The following is a 21,315-nucleotide window of genomic DNA, read 5'->3' on the forward strand; positions in this document are numbered from 1 at the left end:
GACATTTAACTGTTGAAAACTATCAATTAGTTGTCCCTGCGCAGTTTTGGATCGGTCTGAAGGTCGCTGATGTTCACGGTCAAACGGTCAAAAGTGAAATACTGGATCAGCATGATCTCGCTTTCATCTCCGTTCACCACGCCATGCATACGGTCCGGATCCCATTCGTACAGATTTCCTTCGGGATCCACATCGCCAGGGTTGGGAGGAAGCCGATAGGATGTCACCGAGTGCGTTTCTCCGTTAATGTCTTTCACCGTAATGGTGAAATATTTGGGTGAATGAACGATGCTGTCAACCCGCGCAGCATCGTAAGGTTGAATCCCTTCGAAGCGTACGTTGCTGTAGTTGAGCATATACCGTTTCACGAAGATGGTATCCATTTTATCCACCAATTCCTCCTTCGGGAAAAGTCGGTAAAGCTGTACTACCCGATCGGGCGAATGGGTGATTCGGAATGACCGTTCAGGTTCTTGATGAAATTCAACTTTGATATCTGCGATCTCCGAAAGTCGGTATTTGAATATCTCGGTGTCGCGCCATTCCCAAGCACGCGTCATGTAGCGTCCGGTCAGATAACCGTAAAACCCCGGAATGTGACAGATGAAAGGCGTTCGCGAACCTTCTATAAGCATGTACGTGCCTTGGTTGTCATCTGTGGCATCTCCCACATAGTAGGTTTTCACTTTTTCCTCGCCTTTATAGATCTCCACTTTGATGGATTTTCCGGCCAGCAACCGCACAATATTGTCATGGGCCGTGCTCGAAACCGGAGTTTTCATCTCCACTCGCTTGATGGTTTTCAGCAATACATCAATGGCATCTTTCCGTGCCTTGTGGTCACGGTTCACAGTCCATTCGTGGTCGTTTTTGCGTTCCAAAAGCACCGTTTGTCCGTTCTTGTCAGCCAAGAAGATCTTGGTCACGGCCGAAGTGTCTTCCACCGCAAAGTCATGCAATTCGGGTTTGATGGTTCCGGAACCGCGTTCCTGATAAACGTAGAAGGCGATGGCTCCGAGTACCAACAGAATGAGCAGTCCAATGAGGTTCTTTTTCATTTAGGCGTAACGTTTTTTGCGGAGGTAGGCATTGATCAGCCCAAATAGAATAATGAGCCCGATAGGAATGGCAATATTGATGATCTGCCATTTGGTACGTTCGGCCTCCGCTTTTTTCCTGTCGAGCAAACGGATTTCCAGCGCACGCGATCGGATGGTGGTCAGGTTCACGTCATCGCATAGATAATTCACCGCGTTGAGCAGGAATTTCTTGTTGCCGAACTGTTGGCTTGTGTATCTGTCGAATCCGCAGGGCAAATACGTTCCATCCGGGTTTATCGGGTTGCTGATGATGTCGCCATCGCTCACCACCACCATCTTTGTCCGTTTTCCTTCCTCTCGGTATTTGATCTCACCGCTTTCCTTAATGATTCTTGTCAATCGGTTCTTGAAAACACTTTCAAACTTGCCTTCCAGCAGAACGGCTACCGGCATGTGCGGTCGGTTGAACTCTTCTGGTGTAGGTTCCTGAACCATTACATCCAAACTTACCTGAGCTGGTGTTCGCAATGCCCGCGAGCGTTCGGAGGTTCGCAAAAGCACCGTTTTCTTGATGCCTTTTCCGCCCACCGTATCCAAACTTGAAGCAAATTCGAGTTTGATGCCGTTCAAATTCCTCACGATGGGATGGTCGCTGTCTGGAACAGTGATCGGGAAGAAAACCCACGGTTGCAGCGCCCATTGCAACTGATTTCCCACATAACCCGCGGGTCCGGGAATACTTGAGCATCTTGCATCCTGAATCAGGTCGGTGTTCACCCGAACGCCATACTTGAAAAGCATGTCTTCCAGATTTACAGTTATTGGTACGGCAAGCGTAGATGGCGAATAACGCAGACTGTCCATGTTGCAGAAAACAGGCTCAACCAGCCACAGAACACGGCCTCCATACATTACGTATTGGTCGATCATGAATTTGTCTTCTTCCGAAAATGTACTGTCAGGTTTGGCAATAACGATGGCCTTGTATTTCGGGAAGATGAGCACTCCGCTGTCGCCTTCGCTTCGGCTCACCAAGCTGTTCAGTTTGCCATCGATCTTCACGCGTTCCAAGCGGTAATACTCCGAAAGTGACTTGGCCATATCGGCCACTTGGCGTTCGTTCAATTCTCCGTGGCCTTCAATAAAACCGATGGCATCGGCATGCGATGCCGTGAGTTTGCGGATGCCGTTGGTGATCTCATATTCCAGATCTTCCACCGAGTTGTTCAGCATTTCCTCAGGCAGCGCACCCATCTGGCTTTTCAGCAATTGCAATGCGGCCTGCTTACCGCGGTAGGTCATAATTGCCCCTGGGAAGATGAGTTTCTGCTCGGCACCGTCTTCCGTTTTTATTTGGATGTTGGTGGGCATCAACCCTTCTTTTGCCAATTGGCGGTAAAGTTCGTTGCGACTTTTCTCATCTGGCTGATCGGCAGGATTGATGAATTCGTACTCGATATTGTTATTGGAGTACGCTCGGAACTCATCCAACATTTCGCGGGTCCGGTCGCGCAACCTGCGGAAACCGGCAGGCAACTCACCATCCAGATACACTTTCAAGTAGATGACATCATCCATGTTCTCCAAAAGTTCCTTGGATGTGTCAGAAAGCGTGTAGCGTTTCTCAGAAGTGAGGTCGAAACGGGTAAAGAAGAACCCGCTCAGCACATTCAGCGCAATGACGATTCCGATAACCGTCACCAATTGGATCATATCGCGCAACATCGTCTTTCTCACCACTTTCTACTTTCCAGAACGGTTCGCGTAAGCGCAATGAAAACAGCAATAAGGCTGATGAGATAAACCACATCGCGCGTATCAATTACTCCACGGCTCAAACTGCTATAGTGGCTGTTGATACCGATACTCAGCAAAACATGGTCCCACGTTCCAAGGAACTGGAAGGAGCCCACCGTTTCCAATCCGATCCATAATCCCCAACTGAGGAAAACTGCCAGAATGAAACTGACGATCTGGTTGTTGCTGATTGCGGAGCTGAAAATGCCGATGCTCACAAATGCCGCACCGAGCAGAAGTAGTCCGATATATGAACCCCAAACACTTCCTGTATCGATGTTTCCGATCGGGTTTCCAAGTTGGTAAACCGACATGAAATACACGAGTGTTGGCAGCAGCGAGAAGATCACGAGGAACAATCCACCAAAATATTTGGCGAGGATGATGCTCAGATCGCTGAGCGGACGTGTATGCAAAAGCTCAATCGTTCCGCTGCTTTTCTCATCCGCAAAACTGCGCATGGTGATAGCGGGAATAAGGAAAAGGAATACCCAAGGCGCTACGGTAAAAAGGGTGCTCAGGTCGGCATAACCGTTGTCAATAACGTTGGCATCGGTAGGCAAAACCCACATGAACAGCCCAACGAACAACAGGAACACGCAGATGACGATGTACCCGATAAGTGAGTTGAGAAAGCTGTTGATCTCTTTTTTAAGCAGTGCCCACATTGGTGCGCGAAGTTAACGGTTCGTGCAAGACGCGTCAACGCGAAACATTGAAGGATTATTACTGTTCAAAGCTCGGTGAAACGAAAAACGGAAAAATGAAAAACGTACTTGTGGCCTTGGAGTCATTCTTGCCTAACTTTAAGCTCATGCAGAAATATTTTTTATCGTTTTTCCTTTTCTCCTCTTTCCTTCAAGCGCAAGCTCAGGACATGGAGGTTTTCAATCAGTACAACCGCGAGTTGAACACGCATTCGCGCAATGGTATGATCGCGTTGGGGAGTTGGGCGGCAGGCAACATCATAGTCGGAACCGCTGGTGCGTTAACGAGCCAAAAGGGTTCGCAGATGTTCTATTTCCATCAGATGAATGCCTACTGGAATGTGGTGAACTTGGGAATTGCTATTCCTGCGTACCTGGGCGCTCGCAAGCGACTCAGGATGGAGTATGATATTCCTGGCACGTTCAAATTGCAACGCCAGCAGGAAACACTTTATGCTATCAATCTTGCGGCTGATGGTTTGTACATCGGTTCGGGAGTATTCCTACAGGAATTCGGAAACCGTTACAGCACCAAGGTTGATAACCTGATGAAGGGCATTGGTTACTCACTGATTATGCAAGGTGGCTTTTTGATGATATTCGATGCGGTGATGCTGGGTGTTCACAAAAGCCATTGGAAGAAGAACGAGAGAAAAATCTGGGAGCAGTTGGAGTTCAACGGCACTTCCATCAAGTGGAATATTCCCTCCAAATAGAAATTCGAAGTACGAAATCTGAAATTCGAAAGGGTTGCATGGTCAATGAACCGTGGACTATAGACTGAACGCTACCTATTCCACAGCCAATCCATCGAATATTCCGTTCCCTCAAATGCCCAGAACTGGCCCTTCACGTATCGGTAACCCGTATCGGCTGAGGCCATCAGTTGCATGTCATCTTCAGATAGATGGATCTCTGTGGATCGGAAGTTCTGAAGCTGTCTGCCTTCATTCACCGATTTCGGAATAACAGCCGTTCCGCGTTCCATGGCCCACGCGATCATTATCTGCGCCTCGGTACAATTGTGCTTGCCCGCCAATTCCTTAATTACGGGATGCTCGAACAGATTGGGTTCGTCTGAGGCTTTCATGCCTGCACTTCTATCGGGCGAACCGAGTGGCGAATAAGCGGTGACGTGAACGTGATTCTCCTTGCAGAATTCCAGCAGGTCGTTCTGTTGAAGCATCGGATGCAATTCCACTTGGTTCATTTCGGGTTTGATGGTCGCTTTGTCGATCAGGTTGCCCAACTTGTGCTTGTTGAAGTTGCAGACACCAATGTGTTTCGCCAATCCGAGTTCCACGGCCGCTTCCATTTCGCTCCATGTTTCAATGTGCGGAACCTCAGCGGTTGACCATGTTTCTTCAGCCTTAGTAGCTCCCATGAAATCCTTCTTGAACACATGCGGCCAATGCACCAGGTAGAGGTCGAGGTAATCCAATTGCAGGTCAGAAAGCGTCTTTTTCAGCGCGGGAAGAACATCCTCTTTTCGGTGAGAATTGTTCCAAAGCTTGGAAGTGATCCAAACATCCTCACGCTTCACATCGCCAGCGGCAAAAGCATCGGCAAACGCCTGCCCAATTTCTTTCTCATTCATATAAATGAACGCACAATCAAAGTGGCGGTAACCGATGTTGATAGCTGAGCGGATGGCCTGATAAACCTCACCAGGTTTTGATTTCCAAGTTCCCAGTCCGAGAATGTCGAGTTTGTCTCCGTTTCTGAATGTCAGTTGTTTCATGGTCAAATTTTGTTGTAGGGGCGTATCGCCATACGCCCTTACCGATTTATAAGCTTTCTATGTCTAAAGCCGAAGGCTCCCTAATTGTTCGCAGGTTCGGTTGAATTCTTCTACAATTTCTGCTACGATTTCGCCCGCAGGTTTCATCGCATCGATATAGGCCGATATCTGTCCGATCTCCAGTTCGCCTTCATCCAAGTTGCCTTCAAACATTCCTTTTTTGGCGCGGGCTCTTCCAAGCAGTTCAAGCAGTTCTCCGCCTTCCGCCCCGCGGTCTTCCAATGCTTTCACCTCTTCAAAGAATCGGTTTTTCAGCAAACGCACAGGAACCAATTTTTTCATGCTCAGCTTGGTATCGCCTTCCTTGGCATTGATCACGGCCTGTTTGAAATATTCATGTCCCGAACTTTCATACGAAGCCACAAACCGACTTCCGATCTGCACGCCTTCTGCGCCCAAAGCAAAAGCCGCTGCCATGGTTTTGCCAGTTCCAATGCCGCCTGCCGCGATGACAGGTATATCCACAGCATCCACAACCTGTGGAATAAGACACATCGTAGTGGTTTCTTCACGACCGTTGTGTCCGCCAGCCTCGAAACCTTCTGCCACAACGGCATCGCAGCCCGCATCTTCCACCTTCTTGGCAAGGATAGAACTTGCAACCACATGCACCACTTTTATTCCGTTCTCTTTCAAAAGTGGGGTCCACTTTTTAGGGCTTCCAGCCGAAGAGAATACGATCGGTACTTTCTCCTCAATGATGGTTTCAATGTGCTTGTCGATGTCTGGATAAAGCAGCGGAATGTTCACAGCAAAAGGTTTATCCGTGGCAGCTTTGCATTTCTGCACATGTTCTCTCAGAACATCAGGGTACATCGATCCCGAACCGATGATTCCCAATCCGCCAGCGTTGCTCACGGCACTTGCCAATCGCCAGCCGCTGCACCAGATCATACCTGCTTGTATGATCGGATAGTTTATGTTGAAAAGCTCTGTAATTCTGTTGTTCATGAAGCACCCTTTTGAATCAAAAAGTTGAAGAAACATGTTTTTGGCCACAGAAACACAGAAAGCACTGAACAAAAGAATTTTTCAGTGAAAACTTCTGTGGAAATCTCCCGAAAACATCGGGACAAGTTGTGTTTCCGTGGCTATTCCATGTTCAAACCTTTGTTCAAAAACCTTCAAGGAATTGCTTCGCATTTCTATCTCGCTGGGTACTTTTGATCGCAGACCAAACTCAAAGATATGCAGCGAGATACAGCGATATTTGATCTGATCGATCAGGAAAAGCACCGCCAATTGGAAGGCGTTGAGCTTATTGCCTCCGAGAATTTTGTGAGTCCACAGGTGATGGAAGCACAAGGCTCTGTGCTTACCAACAAGTATGCAGAAGGACTTCCAGGTGCGCGCTACTACGGTGGTTGTGAGTTCGTAGATCAGGTGGAAGACCTTGCCCGCGAACGTGCCAAGCAGCTTTTCAACTGCGAGTTTGTGAACGTGCAGCCGCATTCAGGTGCTTCGGCAAATGCGGCCGTGGCGTTGGCATGTCTAAAACCTGGTGACAACATCCTTGGCTTCGACCTTTCGCATGGCGGCCACCTCACGCATGGTTCGCCTGTCAACTACAGCGGCATTCTGTACAATGCACATTTCTACGGAGTGAACCGCGAAACGGGAACCGTGGATTATGACATCATGGAAAAGACCGCGAAGGAGGTCAAACCCAAACTCATCATTGCGGGTGCTTCGGCTTACAGCCGCGATTGGAACTACAAGCGTATGCGCGAGATCGCTGACGAGGTTGGTGCATTGCTGATGGCCGATATATCTCACCCGTCAGGGTTAATTGCCCGTGGCCTGCTTACCGATCCAATGGAAGATTGCCACATCGTCACCACCACCACACACAAAACCCTTCGTGGCCCACGCGGTGGGATGATCATGGTGGGTAAGAACTTCGAAAATCCGTGGGGATTGACCACCCAAAAAGGCACTGTGAAGAAAATGAGTATGATTCTGAACAGCGCTGTTTTCCCTGGCATGCAGGGCGGTCCGTTGGAGCATGTGATCGCGGCCAAGGCAGTTGCTTTCGGGGAGGCTTTGACAGACGAATACCTCGAATACTGCGTGCAGATGGTGAAGAATGCCAAAGTGATGGCTTCCGAGTTCGTTGACCGTGGTTACAAGATCATTTCAGGCGGAACGGATAACCACAGCATGCTCATCGACCTGCGTTCCAAGAATGTAACAGGAAAAGAAGCTGATGCTGCACTTGGCAAGGCGGAAATTACAGTGAATAAGAACATGGTTCCGTTTGATGAGCAGCCACCGATGATCACTTCAGGAATCCGTGTCGGAACTCCAGCCATCACAACTCGCGGTCTGAAAGAACAAGAGGTGAAAACGATTGTTGACCTGATGGATCGCGTGATCACGAACCATGAAAATGAAGCGGTCATCGCGGAAGTAAAAACACAGGTAAACGAACTCATGAGCGGACGACCGCTCTTTGCAAGCTAAGAATGGAATAATGGACCACCCCCAACCCCTCCCTTCGACAAGCTCAGGGCAGGCTCTTTGCAGGAGGGGAGTGCGCTTCGAGCAAACGTTTGATCAGCGCACCAGCTCTCCCCCTTGAAAGGGGGAGTACCGCGAAGCGGGGAGGGGGTCAAAAGTCAAACAAAACCAAATGGAAGAATTTCAAGCAACGGTAGAGGCGCAGGTAAGATTTAGAGACACCGATGCGCTTGGACATGTGAACAACGCAGTTTATCTGAGTTGGATGGAATTGGGGCGGATGGCGTTTACAGATGCCGTGCTGCCTACCATCGACTGGACCAAGGTCGGTTTCATCCTCGCTCACGTTTCCATCGATTACCTCGAACCTGTTTTCTTGGGCGACAAGGTGAAAGTATACATGCGCGCTGGTAAAATAGGAGGGAAGAGCGTGGTGCTCGAATGCCTCATTACCAAAACAGACAAGAAAGGGGAACGCCCAACGGCCAAAGGCACCAACATCATTGTTGCGTTCGACTACCAGAAGAACACTTCAGTTCCAATTCCAGAAGATTGGAAGGCTGCGATGGAAGGGTAAAGCCAAACTCCTCTACGGGTCACTTCGAGTGATTTTTGACGGAGGAGAAAATCGTATCGAGAAGTCTTTCAGGCTTTCTTGCTATATAGCGGTTGAGCGAGCGGAGTTTTCGTCAGAATTAATTGTGTTCTATGGAGCGGTCTGAGATTGAGAAAAACTTTGTGGATGACAGGAATCGAGAGCTGTTCAATTCGGTTTTTGATTGTCTCGAAGTGGAATTTGAAAAATCAAAGGGTGGATGGGAGTTTGAACCGATTCCGTCAAAAAGCAACGCTGTAAAGTTCCGCTATGATTTTTCAGATCGGCAGATTGAGGGCTTTACTCATGAGCTTTTGCATGCTTCTTTGATGTTAAATGGGTTTCAATATGTCAAAGCAATGGGTGCTGCGGATAAAAAAGATGATTTCGTTTATTATTTATTCAATTACAGGTCATTGAATAGTGAAATCATTAACGTCTTTGCTCATCAACGAATGTTTCCAATCTTCATTGAATTAGGGTTTTCACCAGAGAGTTTTACTCGGGATAATAAACCTGATGTGCAATTTTTGATGCAGAGAATCAATGAATCATTCGATAATCCAATATTTGAGGGAAACCGCTCCATTTCCTGTTTCTTCCGTTGTTTTTATGAAGTGAAGGATAATCGAAAACCAAAATATGATGCCGCCCACCGTGAATTGGAGAACTTCCTAAGATCAAAGGACAAAGATCTCTTCGATTTATTGGAGAGGAACTGGAACGCTTGGATTGCTGAGGGAAATGACCTACTTACCGTGCTGAATGATTTGTTAGATCAAACCAGTCTTTGGTGGAACGCAAGGTGGTAAGCCTAACCGTGAATCTTTTCCTCTTTGCCGAGATTTCTCATCACTTCGGCCTCAAACGTTAGTAGTGCGTTCCATTGCTCATCTACCTTTTCGCGGCCACCATATTGTCGGGCAAATTTGAGGAACATGGTATAATGGTTGGCCTCGCTAACCATCAGGTTACGATAGAATTCGGCCAGTTCCTTGTCTTCAATGTTCTCAGATAGCACGCGGAAACGTTCACAGCTACGCGCTTCGATCAATGCAGCGATCATCAGGTCTTGAACCAAACGCTGTTCTCGGCTTACGTTCTTGCTAAAGAAATCGGCTATCTGTTTTACATATTCATCCTTGCGAGGTCGGCCTAAGGTCAGTCCTCTGCCAATAATGCGTTCATGCACCATTTGAAAATGCTCCATTTCTTCACGGCTCAAAGCGGCCATGGCCTCTACCAGTTCCGTTTTCTCTGGGTAAAGAATGATGAATGAAATGGCACTCGAAGCGGCTTTCTGTTCGCAGTAAGCATGATCGGTCAGAATCTCTTCAATGTTCTTTTCCGCAATATTCACCCAACGCGGGTCGGTCGGTAGTTTAAGTCCGAGCATGGCTTAGTTCAAAGTTTGAAGTTCTGAGTTCAAAGTTAGTCCTCAGAGCTTTACAAATCGGCTGACGTTTGTCACGCCATCAGGCGTTTCCACTTCCAAGAGATAAACCCCTTGTTTCAGCCCACTCACATCGATCTTATGCCTTGAGCCTTGAACATTGAACTGGCCAACGGTTTCACCAAGTGTATTGAATAACCGCACATTGGCCGTGGTCGCTTTTTGCATTTCCAACCAAACTGCATCTGTTGCTGGGTTCGGGTAGATGCTGAAATTGGTTCCGTTCGCTTCATCCACCGAAACATTCATCACTACGGGCAATTCCAAACGTGATGGATGATCCGTTCCGAAATGCACATTGGAACCAGACATGATCGTATCTCCAGCGGTGTACATCTGCTGACCGTTGTTCAGATTCACATCAAAACGTGGATAGTTGGCACCTGTTACCAGCAATCGGATCTTGTGTCCCGTCAAAAATGTATGAGCAATATCCTCCAACTCGATGTTCACCTCATACACTTCTCCAGTGGAACAGAACGCTTCATCATTATGCGAAAACCCATTTCTGAACCGTAATCTCTGAATGCCATCTCGCATGATAATGCTCTCATTGTTTGGGAAAACATCGGTGAGACGAATGGCCACGTCACCATCCAATTGGTCGGTGCTCACAAACAATTTCACATTGATCCGACCTTGAACCGAAAGGTCTTCCGTTAGCACATCCGTTTCAAAAAGAGCGTAATCAAAGCGCGATTCAACGGTGCTGGAAATATCGTACGGACCCTGCAACAGATCGGCTTTCAACGTTGGTCCACCAACCGTGGGAGAAGGGTCGGCAGGATCGGTGAAGTACGGTGCCGTTCCGCTTGAACCAAGCGTAGTGCCAATGTCTGATGTTGAACCCAAGTAATAGTTCACGGTCTGCGAAATGGGCGGCCATTCCGAAGCGTCAAACCATTCGTCCATTCCCATCTGGAAATAATGGATGCGGGGTTCATTCTGCCAGCCGTTCTGCTGTTCCAGTAAGTGATATGCGAAGAATGCCACGGCCTTGTCCGTTTCCACTCCTGCCGCGGAAGGGAAGCTAAGATCGCCCTGCTGTGCTGTTCCGGGTGCTGCGGTTCCATGACCGCCATGTGTCCATGGCCCGAACAGGATTTTGTGGTCAACATCGGTCGACTCGCTCTGAACCATGGCAGGAAAGATATTCCACATGTCACGTATGTTATGGTCAAACCATCCTCCGATCATGTAGAAAGGAACATCCAACTCACTCGGATACCAGGAACCGCTTTCGGCTCCTTGCCAAACCAAATTGTAGTAAGGGTTCGACAACAGGATTCCTGAAAGGCCATACCCCAATGCATCCAATTGCTCCACATATTCTGTTCTGTAAACACCGCCAGGGAAGTAATCCTCGTAATAGAACTGGGGAGCGGCTACAAGAGGAACGCAACAGGTCAGATGCGGAGGATGTTCCTTGGCGGTTTGAAATTGGATGACACCCAAGGCGCTTGGCCCCCACGTTCCCACTTTTCCGTTGCTCCAACTTTGCTGCGCGATCCATTCCACGCAGTCGTAGCCATCCTCGCCACGGTTCGGTTGTCCGTTCAATGCGCCAGATGAACCATAGAAACCGCGCCAATCCACCACCACAAAAGCATAAGGGCTGTTGTCAATGTCTGTTTCCACATTCAATGGTAGATTATATCTGAACCAGTTTTTCCAGTAAGGTGTTTGGATGAGAATGGTCGGGCAACTGCTGCAATTGGCAGGCACGTAAACATCAGCCGCAAGGTCTTCGCTGTCTCGCATCGGAATTTGAACCTCCTGCGGCTGCAATGGCTGAGCATTTATCACGACAGGGAACAGAAAAAGGACAAAGAAGAAAGATCGCATACATCGAAAATAAAAAACCGCCTCCGTTTGAAACGAAAGCGGTTTGAAGGTTTAACCTTGGGTTAAGATTATTTTTTCTTCTTGCCTGAATCTTGCATTGGCGCAGCTTGCTGATCACCTCCGTTCGGATTCTCCAGTTTGATTCCCAGTTCATCAACTACTGCACGTGTGATGTCGTGACCTTCTGGTCCCCAAAGCAGGATCGATGTTCCCGAACCATCTACTGAGTTCATCACGTACTCAAAGCCTTTTTTCTTGGCCACAACTTCCATGGCTCCACGGATTCGCTGAAGTACTGGTTGAAGCAGTTCACCTCTTTTCTGAGCAAGTTGCTGTTCAGCTGCCGCAGAAGCCTTCTGAAGCTCCTTGTCCAACTCCAACCCTTTTTTCTGGTATTCCAACGCCTTAGCCGTATCTCCAGCGGCCAGCACCTTATTGAACTCGGCTACAATGGCATCCAATTGTGTTTTAGAGTCTTCCAGTCGTTTCTGAAGTCCTGTGGCGTATATCTGAAGGTCTTCGTTGATCTTCTCATTCTCTGGCATCACAGAAAGAATCGCGTTGATATCTGCGTATCCGATATTCTGCGCCATCGCAGAAACTCCAGAAGCAACAAGTACAAGTACAAGTAATAGATTTTTCATCCTTTGTTTATTGGGTTTAGTCGGGCAAAGAACGTGAATCGACTTTGCTTTGACAAAGGCAATCTCTTAAAAAGATCAAAAACAGAAAAGGAACAATTCAGATGCAAGAATGCGGCATGTTGTCAAGAGTCGAGTTTCAGTCGCACCTTGTCCAAACTATTGATGGAACCAACTACGGTCACTATATCTCCGATGCGCAGCCTTGTGAAGCCGTGAGACACCAAAGCGCTTCCATTTCTGTTGACCGAAAGAATAAGTACATCTGACGGAAAGCGCAGATCGCGCAGCGCCATACCATGTATTTCGGGGCTTGTAACTTCGATGTCCAATGAGTCTTGGTCAGGCTCCATACCAAGAAGCAATGAAGTGGCCTTGGGCGAACGGACAAAATGATCGAGCAATCCGACCATGGCCGTGTTCGGTTCTACAATGCGCGCGCCAAGCTCATGAAACTTCTCGAAGTTTTCCCGCTCATTGAGGCGGACAATAAAGTTTCTGGTGCCCATGTTCTCATAGGCGATCTCGCACAGCGCAAGGCTTTGTTCGTCAGAAAGCAGCGTGACCACCGTATTGGCCTTTTCGCACTCGATGCGGTTCAATTCCTCTTTTTCAATGGCGTTGATCTTCACGACTGGAATCCCCGAAATTTCGGTCTCTTCTGCGGTAAGCGTAGCAATTTTAACGTCCCAACCGCTGTTCTTAAGCTGTTTTGCCAACGACACCGCCTGTGTTTCGTAGCCGAAAATGATGGCATCCCGTACCTCGTTGCCATCTGAGTCCTGCGCCTTCAGGTGATCTTCTTTTACATACTTGATGGCCCATTTGAACAACGGAGGACCGATCACTTGGTTGATGACAATGACACCGATGACGAGCGTCAGAAATTCTTCGCCCCATTGGGTGAACTCCACGGCCACAATGGTTGCCAGACCGATGCCGACACCCGCTTGGGTAACGTACGGCATCCAACCAAGAAGATTGAACTTCCAGGAATCTCGCGCCAAAGCGCCCCCAACCAAGCTGCCGATAATGATGCTGCCCAGACGGACGGCAAACAGCACCACAGCGATCTCCCAAACAGAAATTAGTCTGTCGAATGAGAGGGAAAGCCCCGTGAGCGTAAAGAATCCCACATACACATACGGCCCGACCTCTTCGATCACCGCATGGAAATCAAGCCGATACTTTGAGAAATTGGCCACTACAAAGCTGGCAATGATGCAGATGAGCAGCGGCTCGATAAATACCTCATGCCCTAAATGAGACAAGGAATATTTCCTGATGATGTGTGAGAAAACGTAAACCGAGTAGCCGATGCCAAGAAGTAAAACGGACTTCAGCCTTCTGTTGAGTCTGGTAGAGAACAGCAAGGCCAACAGTTTTCCCAACGCATAACCGATCCCGAAAGAAATGAGCTGTTCCATTGCCAGACGAACAGCAAACCCGATTCCCATCTCATCATTGTTCACCAACGATTTGGACAGGGCAAAAGCGATAGCGAACAGAATGACCACCAACACATCAATGATCACCGTGACCCCCAAAGCCGTTTGGGTAAATGGGCCTTTCGCTCTCAGTTCGTTAATGACCGCGATGGCTGATGAGGGCGATCGCGCCACGAAAATGGTTCCCATTAAAATAGCAATGGCCATTCTTTGCCCGTTTGAGAGCGTACCCATGAACGGAATACGCTCCGCCAGAAAATAAACAACACTTGCACTGAGAAGAAAAGTGACCAGCAGCTGGCCAACGGTGATGAGGGAGATCTGGCCCAACCGCGTTCGAAGTTCTTTCAGGTAAAGCTCAGAACCTGCGGCAAAGGCAATGAAGGCCAACGCCATTTCGTTGATGAAACTGAGGCTCAAGTGGCCATCCTTCGGAAACATTTTGAGTACAAACGGACCAGATAGAATACCTACGAAAAGCACTCCCGTTATGAACGGAAGGCCGATCTTTTGGAACAGTTTCGCTATCCGATTTGCTGAAATGGAAATCAGCAGAAAGGCCGCCAAGAATATGATGGTTTCTTTGATCATGGAGCGTGTGTAAGATGCTAAAAGAAACGCGAATCGGCAAGAGATGATAATTTCTCAGGCAGCGCGAGAATCGGTTGATGAAAGCAAAAAAAGAGGGCCGAAGCCCTCTTGGATCACTTATATGATGGCGGCTCTGCCGGTGTTCCGACAGGTTCAAAGTTGATGTTCTCCGGTTGACCGTCTTTAAAGAAGCCTTCGTATTTGGCATTGGTCATAAGGTCTCCGGGAAGATTCCAGTAGAAATGGCCTCGACCGTTCATCAGACCTTCTTTCCACTCACCGATGTACTTGTCTCCATTATTGTAAGTGTACGTTCCGCGGCCAGACATTTTCCCGTCTTTCCAAGCACCCTTGTACACATCGCCATTGGCAAACTCGTAAACACCATAGCCGGATGGAAGTCCCTTTCTCCATTGACCTTTGAACTTATCACCGTTTTCGAACAGGAAGGTGCCGACTTCTTCATGGCAGTTTCCTTCTATACATTGGGCTTTGCCGATCATGGTAAAACCTACCGCAATTGAGAATGAAAGGACAATTTTCTTTAACATCTGTGTGCTGGTTTCTTAGAACGTAAACGCTGTTTTTGGTGATTACAAGATTAATGAATTTTCGGTACAAGAATATTCGGTGTCCTCCGAACTTTTCCGACAGTATCGAAAAGTGATACATTTGCCAACCGTTTCGGGGTGTAGCTTAGCCCGGTTAAAGTGCGCGTCTGGGGGGCGCGAGAGCGGTGGTTCGAATCCACTCACCCCGACCGAAATTTGAATAGGTGACCTCGGTCACCTTTTTCATTCAATTCTATTTGATCCTGCAACAACAAAACTGCCTAAAGTCGGTTACTTTTGCAGCGCTCAAAAATGAACTCAACCTCTAATTCGGACTGCTCTCAAAAATGAACTTGAAGTTCAAGCACTGCTGCGTGCTCTTTTCATTGTTGTTATCCGCGCATTTTGCAATTGGCCAAGAGAAGTACACCATTAGTGGTACGGTAACCGATGGTGCCAATGGGGAGACCATGATCGGTACCAACGTTTTCTTGGAACCGATCATGAAAGGGACGACCACCAACGTCTATGGCTTCTTTTCCATTACGGTACCCGAAGGAGATTATACGCTGAAGGTTTCATTTTTGGGATATGAGACCTACTCGCAGCAGATAAAACTGAACAAGGACACGGAGCTCAACCTCGAACTGAAGGAATCGACCTATACGAAGGAAGAGGTTGTGGTAACGGGCGAGAAGAAGGACGAGAACACCACAAGTGCGAGAATGAGCACGGTGGAGATTCCGATCCAACAGGTGAAAGAATTGCCTGCTTTGATGGGCGAGGTCGACATCATCAAAACCATTCAGTTGATGCCTGGTATTCAGTCAGGTTCGGAAGGAAACGCGGGGCTTTACGTCCGTGGTGGAGGTCCTGACCAGAACCTTGTGCTGTTGGATGAGGCGGTGGTTTATAACGCATCACACTTGTTCGGATTCCTTTCGGTTTTCAATGCCGATGCCATCAAAGGCATGGAACTGACCAAAGGAGGCATGCCTGCCAAGTATGGTGGTCGTTTGGCCTCGGTGCTGGATATTAGCATGAAGGAAGGCAACAACAAGAAATTTGAAGTGGATGGTGGAATAGGGGTCATCAACTCGCGTCTTACGATTCAAGGACCGATCGTTAAAGACAAAGGCTCGTTCATTGTCTCTGGGCGATTTGCCTATGCAGGACTTCTTGGCGGAGCCATTGCCAACGCGGCAACCAGCAACAACAATAACAACAATGGCGGAAGTTTCTTTGCAGGTGCCAGCTACTACTTTTTCGACCTGAACGGAAAGTTGAATTACACACTTGGAAGCAAGGACCGTTTGTTTGCGAGCGGTTATTTCGGGCGGGATGTTTTCGGATTTAAGAGTGCAGATGGTTTCAAGGCGAACATCGGTTGGGGAAATGCCACGGGATCCATGCGTTGGAATCACATCTTCAATCCGAAGCTGTTCATGAACACATCGCTCATTTTCAGCGATTACAAGTTTGAGTTCGGGGCGGGCCAGCAAGAGTTCGATCTGACGCTGCAATCGGGCATCAGAGATTACAACCTGAAATTGGATCTGAACTGGTTGCCCGATGTGCGTCATAATGTTCAGTTCGGTGGCAATTACATTTACCATACGTTCACGCCAAGTAGTATTTCGGCCCGTTCGGGCGGAAGCCAGCTCGATCTTGGTGGCGTGGTCAAATACCATGCGCATGAAGCGGCCATCTACATTCAGGATGATTGGGATATTTCCAAACGTTTTAAAGTAAATGTGGGTGTTCGCGGTTCCATGTTCGCCCATACTGGGCCATTCGATCGGTACATACTGAATCAGGTGGGACAGGTGGTAGACACCGTGCATTACGGAGCGCTGAAAAACGTGAAGACGTATGCGTTTGCTGAACCGCGTGTTCTGGGCCGCGTCATGCTGGGCAAGCACAATTCCCTCAAGGCCAGCTACACGATGAACTTCCAGTACCTCCACTTGGCGAGTTTGGCCTCCATCAGTTTTCCAACGGACCTTTGGGTTCCAAGCACGGATATAGTTAAACCAGAGCAAGGTCATCAATGGGCCATCGGGTATTTCCACAACTTCTTCGACAACAAATTGGAAACAAGTGTGGAAGCCTACTACAAGACCATGAAGAACCTCATTGCCTACAAGGATGGGTTCAGTCCAGGCGACAACATCAACAACAATCCAGATAACAATTTCGTGTTCGGGAAAGGCAATTCCTATGGAGCAGAATTCTTCATCAAGAAGAACGGACAGAAGTTTACGGGATGGATCGGTTACACGCTTTCGTGGACCAATCGCAAGTTTCCCGATCTGAACCAAGGCAAGTGGTTCCCAGCGCGGTACGACCGCAGACACGATCTTTCCATCGTGGCCTCTTACCGCATCAACGAGCGTTGGTCTGTCTCTGCCATTTTCGTGTATGGAACAGGAAGCGCGATGACCGTTCCTGCTTCGCGCTACTTCATCAATGGCAATCTGGTGACCGAATACGGTTCGCGCAACTCGTTCCGTATGCCCGATTATCACCGCCTGGACCTGGGAGCAACGTTGCATCCGAATCCCAAGAAGAAAAAACGTTTCAAGAGCACGTGGAACTTCGGTATCTACAACGTTTACAGCCGTCAGAATCCGTACTTCATCTACTTTACACAGAAGGTGGATGAACAGAATCAAACTGTCAGTATTGAAGCACGCCAAGTGTCCGTGTTTCCGATATTGCCAAGCGTAACGTGGAACTTCAAATTCTAAGAGATGCGTAGATTTTCAATTTCCGTATTCGTTCTTCTGCTCGGAATAGCTGCGTTCTCCTCCTGCGAGAAGGTGCTGAATGTGAATCTTCCCGAAGGCGTTAGCGGAATTGTGTTTGAAGGGCAGATCGAGAATGGGAAATTCCCCTATCTCATCATCAGCCGAAGCGAGAGCTACTTTTCTCCCATCAACACGGCAACAGAGGCCATCGTCAACTCGCTGGTAACGGCAGATAGCGTGTTCATCACTGTTGATGGTACGCGTTACGAAATGGATCAGATCTGCGTAAATGACCTCACGCCTGAACAACGGCAGCAGGCACTTGAGGCGTTGGGCATCGACTCCTTGCCAACCAGTTTGAACCTGTGCGTTTACGCCAAGTTCAGTCTGATCGGTGAACTGGGGAAGACCTATGCGCTGAAAGCCTATGTAGAAGGGAAGGAGTACAATGCATCAACAACCATCGAGCATCAGGTCTACTTGGATAGCCTTTGGTACAAGGATGAACTTCCTGTCGATAGCTTCGGCTCCATCTGGGTGCAGCTTTCGGATCCTGCGGCAACGACCGATTACTACTTCATGTGGTCGGAGAACTTTACGCAGGGACGTTCCATGTATCCTGTTGATGGCGGTCCCAGTTTTTCAGACCGTCTTTTCAACGGTGAGAGCATTCAGTTCAATATCTATCAGGGTTCGAACTTGGCCAACGACAATGGTTCTGGTGAGGACACTGGGCTTTTTGAACAAGGAGATACGGTGGTGGTTAAATTGGGAACGATAGACCAAGGGGTTTACAACTTCTGGGAATCGGTGGATGCCGCTTCTAACCTGAATCCGTTCAGTTCGCCAACGCCTGTTTTTTCCAATTTTGATAATGGAGGAAGAGGCGTTTGGGCAGGATATGCAACGACAGTAGACACGTTTATCTGTGTGAAATATTAAATAATCAGATTTCGGCTTGGCCGAGCAAATGGAAATAAAATGAGTGAAGAATTAGAGAGAAGAAAGTGTGTGATCATCGGTTCTGGCCCAGCTGGTTATACCGCAGCCATCTACGCGGCCCGTGCCGACATGCAACCGCTGATGTACACAGGTATGCAACCTGGTGGTCAGTTGACCATTACTACGGATGTGGAGAATTATCCAGGTTACCCTGATGGGGTCAATGGGCCTGAGATGATGGAGGATTTTCGCAAGCAGGCGGAGCGATTCGGTACAGAGATACGTTATGAGATGGTGACCGAGGTCGATCTTACCGGACCTGTTCACAAGGTCATCATCAACGATAAGACCGTGCTGGCCGATTCGGTCATCATTGCAACCGGTGCTTCGGCCAAGTGGTTAGGATTGAAAAGTGAACAGCGTTTGAACGGCTTTGGGGTTTCGGCCTGCGCGGTTTGCGATGGCTTCTTTTACAAAGGTCAGGAAGTGGTAATTGTTGGTGCAGGAGATACCGCTGCGGAAGAAGCATCCTACTTGGCCAAGCTTTGCTCTAAGGTTACCATGTTGGTGAGACGGGATGAGATGCGCGCTTCCAAAGCCATGCAGCATCGCGTTATGAACACCAAGAACATTGAGATCCGTTGGAACACCGATACGGTGGAGATTCTTGGAGAGAAGAATGTGGAAGGTGTGAAAGTGGTGAACAACCAGACCAATGAGGAAAGTGTGATCCCTTGTACGGGTTTCTTCGTGGCCATCGGGCATAAACCGAATACCGACATCTTTAAGGGGTGGTTGGATATGGACGAAACAGGCTACCTCAAGGTTCAGTCAGGAACGTCCAAGACCAAGATCGCGGGTGTATTTGCATCAGGCGATGCAGCCGATAAGGTTTACCGTCAAGCAGTAACCGCTGCAGGAACAGGCTGCATGGCCGCCTTGGATGCGGAGCGCTACCTGTCGGAGATAGGAGTGCATTGAAAACCTTTTGACAACTGACAGGAAAGGCGTTCTTAACAGGAACGCCTTTTTCGTTTCTTGACGGAACACGACCCCACACGGCTCCACACCACCGCAATCGATGGCAGCGGCAAAAGTTGGACAACGGATGCTTAACTTAGGAGAATGCCAAGGCTTCTACATATTGCGCGTGTCAGAAAATGGCAAACAACTGCTTCAAGAAAAACTGCTGTGTTTAGGACAATAGGAACATTCTTTCTCATCATTGTAGGTTTTGTCTCAAAGGCGCAACCAATTTATTTCGATGACTTATACCTATTCGATGATCGCGCAGATGGAATAGGTCTTGGTGGAACTCAAAAGCTTGGAGACGGATATATATGCTGGAACAGTGGTTTTTTCACGGATACACTTGCTAGTCAGCAAAGCATGTTTGCCATTGATGATGAAGGCACCATTATTTCGGCATTTGAGTTGCCTTTGATTGACTCCGTACGGGAACAGAGTGGAAATTTGATCGTATTGGATGACACAACTGTAGTTGCGAGGGGTTTTGAACAGATTCTGACCCAGCCAGTACCAGGGGATTTCGTACTGAGAAAAATGAATATTGATGGAACACAGTATTGGAAAAAGCGATATGGAGAAGATTTTAGATTAGATATTCCCGGTCGCGTTATTCAAGCCATAGATGGTGGTTTCGTTATTGTTGGTCAATCAACTATTGATACTGGCGGTACGAATGACGCTCAGATGATGCTTGTGAAAACCGATTCTGATGGGGATATGAGTTGGAGCAGAATGTATGGAGGAGGACAATACGAAGCTGGTACAGATGTGGTTCAAACACCGGATGAAGGATTTCTTTTGTTGGGCTGGACCCGAAGTTTTGGTGCCGGTCAAAAGGATTGGTACTTGGTACGAACAGATGCTCAGGGCAATGAGCAATGGCATAAGACCTATGGAGACTCGAACAATCAATCAGGTTCTTCGATAGCGGATGGGCCCAGTGGGAGTTATGTTCTTGTTGGTGGCGGAGGCCAAGGAAATGGAAGGATAATTCGAATTGATTCGGAGGGAAATATAATCTGGCAGCAAACATACGCCCATCCAGAGGGAACGGGTAGCAATTATCTCTTTGATTGTCTTGTCAACCCTGATTCAACCATAGTAGCCACGGGACTTACTAACAATTCCGCAGATGGTGATGCCGGCTGGCTCCTGAAAGCAGACAGCGAAGGCAATCTGCTTTGGCAGCGTAAATACAACCATAACCAATACACCGACCTTTTCTATGGCGTTCTCGCCACCGATGATGGCGGTTTCCTGCTAAGCGGTCAGGCAATCAATGATGAGACGAACGGTCAAGATGCCTGGCTGCTGAAAGTTGACAGCATCGGCTGCCCGTACCCCAACTGTACGGTAGGCATTGAGGAGGAGGAAAAGACCGTGATGGTAGATGTGTGGCCCAACCCGGTGGTTGATGTTTTGAATATTGAGGTGTTGGACCCTTCGGCCAAGCTCACAATTACGGTAACGGACATGTGCGGCCGCCAGTTCCCCCTTTCAAAGGGGGTGCCCGCAGGGCGGGGGATTCATACGGAAGATGTTTCCGCTTGGCCGAGCGGCATCTACGTTCTCCAAGGATCGGATGAAAAGGGAAGAAGTTTTTCTGTGAAGGTGGTGAAGGATTAGCGCAAACACTTCCCTGCTGTCAACACGGGATCAAGGGTT

18 protein-coding genes and 1 tRNA gene are annotated in these 21,315 nt (G+C 48.3%); 9 read left to right on the forward strand and 10 right to left on the reverse strand.

Annotation, left to right across the window (positions count from 1 at the left end; translation table 11 throughout):
- Positions 1 to 26: 26 nt before the first annotated feature.
- From GC178_07795 to gldF, 3 genes are read right to left on the reverse strand one after another with little or no spacing between them, the layout of a single operon-like run.
- Positions 27 to 1,058 carry a DUF4340 domain-containing protein gene (locus GC178_07795; GenBank protein MBI1287468.1) on the reverse strand — a complete coding sequence of 344 codons (1,032 nt, stop codon included), beginning with the start codon at positions 1,056 to 1,058 and terminating at the stop codon, positions 27 to 29.
- A complete protein-coding gene (gene gldG, locus GC178_07800) occupies positions 1,059 to 2,777 on the reverse strand; it encodes a gliding motility-associated ABC transporter substrate-binding protein GldG (protein ID MBI1287469.1) in 1,719 nt (572 codons plus the stop codon).
- On the reverse strand, positions 2,774 to 3,505 hold the full coding sequence (gene gldF / locus GC178_07805; GenBank protein ID MBI1287470.1) for a gliding motility-associated ABC transporter permease subunit GldF: 732 nt from the start codon (positions 3,503 to 3,505) through the stop codon (positions 2,774 to 2,776). Before gldF ends, gldG begins: the two co-directional genes overlap by 4 nt.
- A gap of 95 nt (positions 3,506 to 3,600) precedes the next feature.
- Between gldF and GC178_07810 the strand changes: the two genes are divergently transcribed.
- Positions 3,601 to 4,260, forward strand: a complete 660-nt coding sequence (locus GC178_07810; protein MBI1287471.1) for a hypothetical protein — start codon at positions 3,601 to 3,603, stop codon at positions 4,258 to 4,260.
- Positions 4,261 to 4,331: 71 nt separating this feature from the next.
- Here the strand turns inward: GC178_07810 and GC178_07815 are convergent, their stop codons facing one another.
- Positions 4,332 to 5,285 carry an aldo/keto reductase gene (locus GC178_07815; protein MBI1287472.1) on the reverse strand — a complete coding sequence of 318 codons (954 nt, stop codon included), beginning with the start codon at positions 5,283 to 5,285 and terminating at the stop codon, positions 4,332 to 4,334.
- Positions 5,286 to 5,348: 63 nt separating this feature from the next.
- Positions 5,349 to 6,296 carry a DUF561 domain-containing protein gene (locus GC178_07820; protein MBI1287473.1) on the reverse strand — a complete coding sequence of 316 codons (948 nt, stop codon included), beginning with the start codon at positions 6,294 to 6,296 and terminating at the stop codon, positions 5,349 to 5,351.
- Positions 6,297 to 6,533: 237 nt separating this feature from the next.
- Here GC178_07820 and GC178_07825 point away from each other — a divergent pair, with 237 nt between their 5' ends.
- The 3 genes from GC178_07825 to GC178_07835 all read left to right on the forward strand — a co-directional run bounded on the left by GC178_07825 (position 6,534) and on the right by GC178_07835 (position 9,212).
- A complete protein-coding gene (locus tag GC178_07825) occupies positions 6,534 to 7,808 on the forward strand; it encodes an aminotransferase class I/II-fold pyridoxal phosphate-dependent enzyme (GenBank protein MBI1287474.1) in 1,275 nt (424 codons plus the stop codon).
- Positions 7,809 to 7,977: 169 nt separating this feature from the next.
- On the forward strand, positions 7,978 to 8,382 hold the full coding sequence (locus tag GC178_07830) for an acyl-CoA thioesterase (protein MBI1287475.1): 405 nt from the start codon (positions 7,978 to 7,980) through the stop codon (positions 8,380 to 8,382).
- Between the two features lie 131 nt (positions 8,383 to 8,513).
- Positions 8,514 to 9,212, forward strand: coding sequence for a hypothetical protein (locus GC178_07835; protein MBI1287476.1), 699 nt, complete (start codon positions 8,514 to 8,516; stop codon positions 9,210 to 9,212).
- A 2-nt stretch (positions 9,213 to 9,214) separates the two neighbouring features.
- Here GC178_07835 and GC178_07840 read toward each other — a convergent pair whose 3' ends face one another.
- The 5 genes from GC178_07840 to GC178_07860 form a co-directional block, all read right to left on the reverse strand.
- Entirely contained in the window at positions 9,215 to 9,796 is a 582-nt protein-coding gene (locus GC178_07840; protein ID MBI1287477.1) for a tRNA 2-methylthio-N6-isopentenyl adenosine(37) hydroxylase MiaE, read from the reverse strand.
- 42 nt (positions 9,797 to 9,838) lie between these two features.
- Positions 9,839 to 11,698, reverse strand: coding sequence for a CocE/NonD family hydrolase (locus GC178_07845; protein MBI1287478.1), 1,860 nt, complete (start codon positions 11,696 to 11,698; stop codon positions 9,839 to 9,841).
- A 68-nt stretch (positions 11,699 to 11,766) separates the two neighbouring features.
- The gene (locus GC178_07850; GenBank protein ID MBI1287479.1) at positions 11,767 to 12,342 is read right to left on the reverse strand and encodes a hypothetical protein; all 576 of its coding nucleotides are present in this window, start codon (positions 12,340 to 12,342) and stop codon (positions 11,767 to 11,769) included.
- 122 nt (positions 12,343 to 12,464) lie between these two features.
- Positions 12,465 to 14,378, reverse strand: coding sequence for a potassium transporter TrkA (locus GC178_07855; protein MBI1287480.1), 1,914 nt, complete (start codon positions 14,376 to 14,378; stop codon positions 12,465 to 12,467).
- 113 nt (positions 14,379 to 14,491) lie between these two features.
- On the reverse strand, positions 14,492 to 14,929 hold the full coding sequence (locus GC178_07860; protein MBI1287481.1) for a hypothetical protein: 438 nt from the start codon (positions 14,927 to 14,929) through the stop codon (positions 14,492 to 14,494).
- Between the two features lie 134 nt (positions 14,930 to 15,063).
- On the opposite strand from GC178_07860, the gene GC178_07865 reads away from it, so the two are divergent.
- The 5 genes from GC178_07865 (at position 15,064) to GC178_07885 (ending at position 21,276) form a co-directional block, all read left to right on the forward strand.
- Positions 15,064 to 15,138: transfer RNA gene (locus tag GC178_07865), tRNA-Pro, on the forward strand.
- Positions 15,139 to 15,276: 138 nt separating this feature from the next.
- Positions 15,277 to 17,679 (forward strand): TonB-dependent receptor plug domain-containing protein, encoded by a 2,403-nt coding sequence (locus GC178_07870; GenBank protein ID MBI1287482.1) that lies wholly within the window; start codon positions 15,277 to 15,279, stop codon positions 17,677 to 17,679.
- 3 nt (positions 17,680 to 17,682) lie between these two features.
- Complete coding sequence (locus GC178_07875) at positions 17,683 to 18,621, forward strand: DUF4249 family protein (protein ID MBI1287483.1); 939 nt, start codon at positions 17,683 to 17,685, stop codon at positions 18,619 to 18,621.
- A 39-nt stretch (positions 18,622 to 18,660) separates the two neighbouring features.
- Positions 18,661 to 19,602: a thioredoxin-disulfide reductase gene (gene trxB, locus GC178_07880; protein MBI1287484.1), complete on the forward strand. Its 942-nt coding sequence runs from the start codon at positions 18,661 to 18,663 to the stop codon at positions 19,600 to 19,602.
- A gap of 144 nt (positions 19,603 to 19,746) precedes the next feature.
- Positions 19,747 to 21,276: a T9SS type A sorting domain-containing protein gene (locus GC178_07885; protein ID MBI1287485.1), complete on the forward strand. Its 1,530-nt coding sequence runs from the start codon at positions 19,747 to 19,749 to the stop codon at positions 21,274 to 21,276.
- Positions 21,277 to 21,315 lie beyond the last annotated feature (39 nt).

This window comes from Flavobacteriales bacterium (assembly GCA_016124845.1).
GTDB lineage: Bacteria > Bacteroidota > Bacteroidia > UBA10329 > UBA10329 > UBA10329.